Source organism: Verrucomicrobiia bacterium (genome assembly GCA_019634635.1).
GTDB lineage: Bacteria > Verrucomicrobiota > Verrucomicrobiia > Limisphaerales > UBA9464 > UBA9464.
Genome location: JAHCBB010000033.1, coordinates 48,404 through 54,403, shown reverse-complemented (window position 1 = coordinate 54,403; position 6,000 = coordinate 48,404). Strand labels below are relative to the sequence as shown.

4 protein-coding genes are annotated in these 6,000 nt (G+C 68.2%); 3 read left to right on the top strand and 1 reads right to left on the bottom strand.

Annotated elements, in window-relative coordinates:
• Nucleotides 1–210: 210 nt before the first annotated feature.
• Nucleotides 211–615 (bottom strand): hypothetical protein, encoded by a 405-nt coding sequence (locus tag KF791_17350; GenBank protein MBX3734345.1) that lies wholly within the window; start codon nt 613–615, stop codon nt 211–213.
• A gap of 235 nt (nt 616–850) precedes the next feature.
• On the opposite strand from KF791_17350, the gene KF791_17345 reads away from it, so the two are divergent.
• The 3 genes from KF791_17345 (at nt 851) to KF791_17335 (ending at nt 5,822) form a co-directional block, all read left to right on the top strand.
• On the top strand, nt 851–3,676 hold the full coding sequence (locus KF791_17345) for a heavy metal translocating P-type ATPase (GenBank protein MBX3734344.1): 2,826 nt from the start codon (nt 851–853) through the stop codon (nt 3,674–3,676).
• A 123-nt stretch (nt 3,677–3,799) separates the two neighbouring features.
• Nucleotides 3,800–4,519: a CPBP family intramembrane metalloprotease gene (locus tag KF791_17340; protein MBX3734343.1), complete on the top strand. Its 720-nt coding sequence runs from the start codon at nt 3,800–3,802 to the stop codon at nt 4,517–4,519.
• Nucleotides 4,520–4,676: 157 nt separating this feature from the next.
• Complete coding sequence (locus tag KF791_17335) at nt 4,677–5,822, top strand: delta-60 repeat domain-containing protein (protein MBX3734342.1); 1,146 nt, start codon at nt 4,677–4,679, stop codon at nt 5,820–5,822.
• Nucleotides 5,823–6,000 lie beyond the last annotated feature (178 nt).

Sequence of the window (6,000 nt, the reverse complement as noted above, 5' to 3'; positions counted from 1 at the left end):
ACGCGCAACCCGCCTCGGCTGCGGCTCCCCTTGCCTGCCCGACCGTGTGCGTGTTCCGCTGGCCGGGGAATGCGGTTCTGGTGGGTCAACCACAAGCAGACCTTCGCCGAGGAGTTCGGAGGCCAGTACATCTGGTGTCCCAAGCGGAAATCGGGTCGGGTGCCGGGGATTGCGCCCCGACACCCTCCCACACCACCGGACATGCGGTTTTCACGCATCCGGCGGTTGAACGCAGGGGCCAAGTTGCACGGAGGCCCCAAGATTCGATGGCATGAGGAATTTCCAGCGGCGTAGGAGCGCGTTGTTCAAGGCGCGTTGAAGGGCCAGCAATTTGGCCACCCGCCAAGCCCCCGCCGAAGTGTGGGCCGTCTTCAGGGCGGCTCCCTGAACACCCAACGACCGGAGGTGTCGCTTTCGGCCCCGCCAGTCATGCCAGCGTTGCCAGAAACAACAGCGGATGTGTCGTCGAATCCACCCTTCAGTTCGGTAGATCGGTCGCCGCTCCGTCGCGAGTCGGTAGTATCCCCACCGACCCTGCACGTACCGCCGCCATTGGTCCCGCAGCTCAGAGGGACTGACAGAGGGACAGGTCCATGGTGGATCCTCGTACACCATCCAGGCCCGTTCCCGGTGGGGGCGAAGGTTCTTCTGAGCCAGCGCATGGAGTTCCCGGAGCCTGGCTTACAGGGGTGCGCTCCGCAGGGCGGTCCGTAAAACGGCAAGCCAAGTTGGTGGAGGCTCGACACGAGCACTCCGGAGGCTCGGCCCACCAGGAATTGCAATGCGCCCCGACGACGGCCCCGATGGCTTCCAGGCTCGCACCCCGGCCGTCCGGTCCCATACTCCGGACGTGTCAACGACGGTCAGCGCGTCGGTCTCCAGCAGGGAGGGCTGCAGCCACTGCGGCGGCCCGCTGCCCGTGGACTTCCTGGCGGCGCCGTCGGCATCCGGGGAACCGGCGCAGCGCTATTGCTGTTACGGATGCCGCCTGCTGGGCGAGCGGCGTCCGCGGCCGCCCGGTGCGGGCCCGGTGCGGGAACCGGCCGCGGGGAACCCGTGGTTCCGCATCGGCATTGGCGTCGCGCTGGCGAGCCAGGCGATGTTGCTGGGATTTGCGGTGAACCTGACGCCACCGGAGGGTCGCCTGCGCGGGTTGCTGCATGGATTGCTGGCGGGATCGGCCGCGGTGGTGTTTGTGCTGCTGGGCGGACCGATGCTTCGCGCGGCCTGGGAGTGCGCCTGCCGCCGGAGGGTCACCGTCGAACTGCTCTTCCTGACGGGCATCGCCGGGGCCTTCGGGGCTTCCGTGTGGAGCACGTTCACCGGCATCGGGGCGGTCTATTACGAGGTCGTCGCCGTCCTGCTGGTGGTGTACGCGGCAGGAAAGGCGCTGACCGCGCGCGCCCGCGAACGGGCGGTGGCGGAAAGCCGGCGGTTGCGCGACACCTTCGATCATTGCCGCCAGCTTCTGGGCGACGGCTCGACCCGGATGGTCCCCGTCGCGGTGATCGAGCCCGGCGACCGCATCCGGATTGATCCCGGCGAGGCGGTGCCCGTGGACGGGAGGATCGTTGAAGGATCGTCGTTCGTGCGGGAGACGCCGCTCACCGGGGAACCGTTCCCGGTCGTCCGGCGTCCGGGAGACGCGGTGCTTGCCGGCAGTTGGGCCGAGGATGGGGGACTCCTGATCGCCGCCACCACCCAGGGGCGGCGGCGACGTCTCGATGAACTCCTGTTGCTGGTGGAGACAACGCGACAGGAGACTGCCGGCGCCGCAGGACAAACGGCGGATGCCGCAGGTGCCCTTCCGCTGGCGGACCGCATCACGCGGTGGTTCCTGCCCCTGGTCCTGGCCGTTGCGGGAATCACGTTCGGCGTCTGGACCGCCCGGGGGCACTGGAGCGAGGGATTGTTCCATGCGCTGGCGGTGCTGTTGGTGGCGTGTCCCTGCGCGCTGGGCCTGGCCACGCCCCTCGGGCTTTGGAACGTGCTCGCGACCCTCGCCGCGCGCGGGTTCATCGTGACCTCCGGCGAGGCGCTGGAGCGCCTTGCCCGTGCCGACCACGTGATCTTCGACAAGACCGGCACCCTCACCGAGGACCGGCAATCGTTGGTGGACTTTGTGACGAGGGTGCCGGAGGCGCGCGGTGCATGGCTCCAGTTGGTGCGGGCCGTCCAGCAACGCTCCCGCCATCCGGTGGCCCGCGCCTTCGTCTCGGCCCCCGTCCCCGAGAGGGGAGTCCCCCCGGTGCTCGTGCAGTCCGTGAAGGTGGTCCCCGCCGCGGGAATCGAGGCCTGGGTCCGGCAGGACCGCCGGGAGCTTCACGTGCGGATCGGACATCCGGACTGGATCGGCCACACCGCGGCCCGGGAGGTGCTTGAGGCGCAGCTGCGCGGAGGTTCGGACGACCCCCGCGTGGCGCTGGAAGTGGACGGGCAGTTGGTGGGGCTGGCGCAGGTGCGGGAACGATCCAGGACGTCGGCAGCCCCGGCGTTGGCCTGGTTGCGGAACCTCGGCTGCCGGGTCGGCGTGCTCACCGGCGACCGACCCGGCCGGGCGCAACAGGTGCTGGAATCCGCCACAGCCGGGACACCCGAACCGGTATCGGCCATCGAGATCGCGGCGGCGCAAACGCCGGGGGACAAGGCCCACCACGTGATGGCGGCGCGTGCGGCAGGGGACACGGTGGTCTTCGTCGGAGATGGAATCAATGATGCCCCGGCGCTGAAAAGCGCCTCCGTCGGCGTCGCCCTCGTCCATGGGGCACCCCTGGCGTCCGCCAGTGCCGACGCCCTGCTTTGCGGGGACGACCTGACGGAAATTCCGCGGGCCATCCAGCTCACCCGCCGCGTACGCGACGCCATCCGGTCGAACCTCCTGTTCGCCGCCTTCTACAACGCCCTCGGAATGGGTCTTGCCGCCACCGGCCACCTGCATCCGATCACCGCAGCCCTGCTCATGGTCGGCAGCAGCACCATCGTCTCCTGGCGCGCGGTCCGTTCGGGACGGGACGCCGACTGTCACCCCGAACCCTCCCCGGCGCGACGCTCCAACGGTCTTCGCGCCTGGCTGGTGCCGGCTTGTTGCGCCCTGCAGGTCCCCTGGGTGATCCATCTGGGGAATCTTGGAGGCCTGACGGCCTGCCTCGCCACCGCGACGCTCCTGGGTCTGGGTGCCCTGTTCGCCTGGCTGGAGCGCCCCAGGTTTTCCGCTCCAGGATTTGCCAGGGGCCACTGGGCCGTGCCCGGGCTGCGGATGGCCGGGGCCATGATCGGCCCGGGCAACCTGGGCATGCTCCTGGGATGGTGGGTGGATGCCGGATTCGGTCCGGTGATGCGCGACGGGGTCTGCCTCTGTTGCCGGAGCCACGATTACTTTTCGATGTCCGGGGGCGTACCATGGATGTTCATCGGCATGCTGCTGGGGGGGCTTCCACCGATGTGGCGGGCGACCGCGGCACTGCCCGGAATCCTCCCGCGACCGGCGCTGCTGGGACTGTCCGCCATGGGCATGATTGTGGGCATGGGCTGGGGTGGTGATCTTGCCCTGGGCTGGGCCGGTCCCGGGCATCCGCAGCAATTCCTGGTGGCCTGCGCCGGCATGACCCTTGGCATGCTGGCCGGGATGTTCTTCGCCTGTGCCGCAGGCGCGGCGGCCCTCGCGGCACGGCAGTGACGCTTCGGGGCTGCAATTCATGCCCCGGGCGGTTTCCGGTCCGCGAAATCCGGGGTCCCACGCCGTCCCGTGCAGGAATGTTTCCGCGTGGTTCCCGCGCGGTTTCCGGCTTCACTGCCTGCCGTGCTGACGCCAAAACACTGGCAGGGGGTGAACGTGGTCCGGCTGCTGCTGGCGCTGACCACGTCGTGGCTCGTTGCGGCGGCGTTGGCCACTGCGCTCATTGCAATCCGGCGCGACGCCGGAAGCCCGGTGTCGCCCGTCGTCCTGCTGGTGATCACCGGCCTCGGCTTCCACGGGGTGGGGTTGTGGCTCATCGGGCGCTTCCTGCATCACGAGGGACGCTCGTGGATCTCGGGATTCGGGTGGTGTGAGGCCCCGGGTCCGGCGCTCCGGCAGGCCCTTCTGTGGATGCTCGTGGTGGGGCCGGCGGTCTATGGCGTTCATGAGGCGGCCGGCACGCTGCTGGAACTGCTGGGATGGCCCCCGGCGCCGCAGGACTCGGTGGACCTCCTGCTGACCTCAGGCTGGCCGACACGTCTGGTGATCGGACTCTTTGCCGTGGTGCTCGCCCCCGTGGCGGAGGAGGCGTTGTTCCGGGGCATCCTGTTTCCGGCCCTACGCGACGCCGGATGGCCCCGCGCGGCATACCTCGTTGCCTCGGTCGGGTTCGGACTCATTCACGCCAACCGTGCGGCCTTCCTGCCCCTGTCCCTGCTGGGAGGGTTCCTGGCGTGGTTGTATGTCCGAACAGGCAACCTGCTGGCCCCGGTCGCCGCGCACGTGGTCTTCAACCTCGCACCCTTCGTCCTGCTCGCCGCGGGTGTGGATTTCTCGTCCTGAAGTCCCGTCAGAGGCGGGCACCGCCTGAACGCTCGAACGTCAGCCGCGATCTCTGGTTCCCACTCCTCGGGGCGGCCCACCTGGTGCGTAACTCTTTCCAGAGCCATCTCGAGCAGGCCGACGGAATCTTTGTCCAAATGGGGGACTTCACCACGGAATGGTTTCCGCAGGCTTCGAAGGGACCAACGTCGTAAACTTGGGCCGAACGGAGGCTGGCATCCGCAGTCCGCGGCCGGGGGCCGCCGCACCGCAGTGGGGTGATCGCCTGGCCCATGTGTCCCGGATCACCCGGCTGGTGGCCCTCGCGGATGGACGGATCCTGTTCTCGTCCACCGGCCGGCGCACCGAGCGGCGTTTTCCCGAGTTCGATGCCGCATCGGTGACCACCCTCCTGAATCTTCCGACCGGGCACTGGATCGTTCCCGGCCGGTTCAGCCGGGTCTCCGGCGTTCCCCGATTCCGCATGGCCCGCCTCACCTCCGATTTCGTCCTCGATCCCGGCTTTGATGCTTCGGCGAGCTTTGAGCCATCGCAGGTGGTGGATGTCCTGGCGCTGGACGCGCAGGGACGACTCCTCGCCGCGGCTGCCGGCGTGTCCTTCGATGGTTCGTTGACCAACCCGGCTCCCTATGGGCTGGTCCGATTGTTGTCCGATGGCACCACCGATCCCGAATTCACCAGGGCGCCCGGGTGGGGACGAAGCCTGTTCGTGGAATCGGATGGGAGTCTGGTCACCGGACTGCCATTGCAGCGATGGAGTTCGGACGGTGGTCTCGTGGCCTCGTTCCCGGGCAATCCCTCAGCAGGATCCCTGGGGTTCGAACCCGACCACCGGCTGGTCCGACTCCCCGACGGGAGTTTCGTGGCTCCGGGGGGGCTGGACGGCATTGAACTCCAGCGCTGGCTGCCGGATGGCCGTGTGGACGACCTCTTCGAAAACGCGTTCCGTGCGCATGAATTCCTCGCGAACCGGCGGGAGAGTAGGGTCCGGCGGGCGTCAATGGCGGTCCTGTCCGCTGGTTCTCCCCTCCGGCAAAGTATCCGGCGGGGAATCCGGAGGTTACCCGGGCATGGTCAGCTGCTCGACGTCGGCCAGGTCCTTCATTCGGCCGCTAGCCCCCTTGTTGACCAGAAGGTCTTCCCGGCTGATGAAGTTCACCGGCTGGCCGTTCATCGTGGCGGTCACCCGTCGGGCAAAGGCGCTTCGAAAATCTCCGCCGGAGATTCTCGGAAGAATCTCGATGAGGTTCGGCACCGCTCCGAGTCGGGTGACATTTTCCCCGTCAAGGAACCACTCCGATGACAGGCCTTCAAATGGGCCGCCGAAGAACGCCTGGATCGCGCTGACGAGCCGGCTGGCATTGACCTCGGAGACGGCGACCCAGACATCCAAATCCTGCGTGGGGCGAAAATATCCGTGGTACGCCACGGCGTGGCCGTCCACGAGCAGCTACTCAACCCCAGCTTCGTTTAGACAGGTT

Coding starts and splice junctions, on each gene's coding strand:
- KF791_17350 (MBX3734345.1), bottom strand. CDS start 615: ATGGTGTACGAGGATCCACCATGGACCTGTCCCTCTGTCAGTCCCTCT.
- KF791_17335 (MBX3734342.1), top strand. CDS start 4,677: ATGGTTTCCGCAGGCTTCGAAGGGACCAACGTCGTAAACTTGGGCCGA.